At 43.5% G+C, this 2,210-nt stretch carries 2 protein-coding genes; both read right to left on the minus strand.

Features of this window, described 5'->3' with window-relative positions; genetic code table 11:
• Window positions 1-625: hypothetical protein (locus K2G43_RS05150; RefSeq protein WP_300153319.1), on the minus strand; the 625-nt coding region annotated here is incomplete at its 3' end.
• A 6-nt stretch (window positions 626-631) separates the two neighbouring features.
• Window positions 632-1,726: a Nif3-like dinuclear metal center hexameric protein gene (locus K2G43_RS05155; RefSeq protein WP_300153321.1), complete on the minus strand. Its 1,095-nt coding sequence runs from the start codon at window positions 1,724-1,726 to the stop codon at window positions 632-634.
• Window positions 1,727-2,210 lie beyond the last annotated feature (484 nt).

Consider the following 2,210-nt stretch of genomic DNA (forward strand, 5'->3'; position numbering starts at 1 on the left):
GTACATATACAATACCCAATCCGTTGCGTGAATTTTTACGGATACGTTTGAAAGACTGCAACAAGCGTGGTTCGATTTTCGTTTCCAGTTCTTTTGCCTTGTCTCTCAGTCTCTCTTCTTCCTGCTTTGTTTCAGAAATGATTTCGTCCAGTTCGCCTTTCTTTACTTCAAGGTCTTTCTGTCTCTCTTCCAAAGCGGCGGCGCTTTCTGCAACTTCCTGAGACTTGGCAGCTTCCTGTTCGTTAAATTCCCTGATACGCTTTTCGCAAAGTTCGATTTCCAATGTTTGGAATTCGATTTCCTTGCTCAAGAAGTCGTATTCGCGGTTGTTGCGCACGTTCTCTTGTTGCTCTTTATATTTTAAGACAGAAGCTTTGGCAGTTTCAATTTCCACTTTCTTTCCGGCGATGGAGGCTTTTAATTCGGAAACTTCCGCCTTGATTCTGTCAATACGGGTACTCAGACCTGCGATTTCATCTTCCAAATCTTGCACTTCCAGCGGGAGTTCGCCTCTCAGCGTCTTGATTTCATCGATTTTGGACAGCATTGTCTGCAATTGGAACAAAGCTTTTAACTTCTGCTCCACTGTCAATTCCTGGGGATCTTTTTTTGCTTCTTTAGCCATTTTTCTTTACATGTATTTTATGGGATTTGTATTTATTTTGGTTGTTTGCACTTCCAATTGTGGAAACAAATCCCGAATTATTGTATAAAAGATTTCTTTCGTGTATTGTTCACTTTCATAATGTCCTATTTCCGTCAGCAGTATGTCTGTATCATGCCCGAAGTAGTCGTGATACTTTATTTCACCGGTGATAAAAACATCTGCCCGGCTACGTATGGCAAGCGGAATCAGGAAGGCTCCGGCACCGCCGCACAATGCCACCGTCTGGATTTCCCGCCCGGTCAGCTTATTGTGCCTCAGGCATTCCACTTCAAACGTCTTCTTGATTCGTCTCAGGAAGTCGGTTTCCGTTTCCGGTGTCTCCAATTCGCCGATAATGCCTGCTCCGGCTTGCGTCCAACCATTCTGCAAGGGATAGATGTCGAAAGCCGGTTCTTCGTAAGGATGTGCTGCCAGCAGTGCCCGTACTGCTTCCGTTTTTTTATAAGTAGGCAATATTGTTTCAATACGCACTTCCCGTTCGGTATGAAATTCTCCAATCTTTCCACAATACGGGTGCGTACCCTCTTGTGCGCGGAACGTCCCCTCTCCTTCCATGTTGTAGCTGCATGCGTCATAATTGCCGATAGCGCCGCATCCGGCCTCGAACAAAGCTTTTCGCACTTCCGCAGCAGAGGCTGTCGGAACAAAGGTTACCAGTTTCACCAATGCATTTTCTTTAGGTTCCAAAACCCGGATATTCTTCAGGCCGATTTTCTCGGCAATCTTGAAGTTCACTCCTTCCGGTGCATTGTCCAGATTGGTATGTGCCGCATAAATGACAATGTCATTCTTGATGGCTTTCAAAATGCAACGTTCCACATAGTCCCTGCCCGTGATGGATTTGTATCCTTTAAAGATGAGGGGATGATGCGCTATAACCAGATTATAGCCCCATGCAATGGCTTCATCCAGCACAGCTTCAGTAACGTCAAGACACAACAAAGCCCCTGTTGCTTCCGCATCTGTCAATCCGATTTGCAGGCCGGCATTGTCGAATCCGTCTTGCAATGGCAGAGGCGCGAACCGTTCAAGGGCGCTTACTATTTCCTTAATTTTCATTGTAAACAGAAAATTTGGTTGCAAATATAGTGAAAAAACTATAGGGGCACGAAGACTTTTTGTCTTTTTAACGTCAATCCGACACGGAACTTTCATTTAAAGGAGTCATAGGAGGTAAAAGAAGTATAAATTTCTCCTAATAGATCCCTGCTTGACAAACACTTGTGTCTGTCAGCTCAAACACTTGCGTTTATCGGCTCAAACACTTGTGTCTGTCACGTTGAACACAAGTGTCTGTCAAGCCACCTATCCATACTTGATAATCAGCGAATTAAGCAACACTTGCGGTTCTTTCATTTAAGGGAATAAAAGGAGTTAAGGCCGATAGTGCAGGATGACGTCACGAAAGTATTGGCTTTAACTCCTTTAAATGAACGCCGTGAATAACCCTAAAAATAGGATGGCGGATTAATTCCGACAACGAATATTTATTTATATATTTGCAACATACTATATTTATTTATATATTTGCAACATACTATAT

Origin of the sequence: Bacteroides sp., from assembly GCF_029057325.1 — a bacterium.
GTDB lineage: Bacteria > Bacteroidota > Bacteroidia > Bacteroidales > Bacteroidaceae > Bacteroides.

What these genes read in the sequence shown, in the direction of transcription:
- K2G43_RS05155 (WP_300153321.1), bottom strand. Translation starts at nt 1,726, where the DNA reads ATGAAAATTAAGGAAATAGTAAGCGCCCTTGAACGGTTCGCGCCTCTG.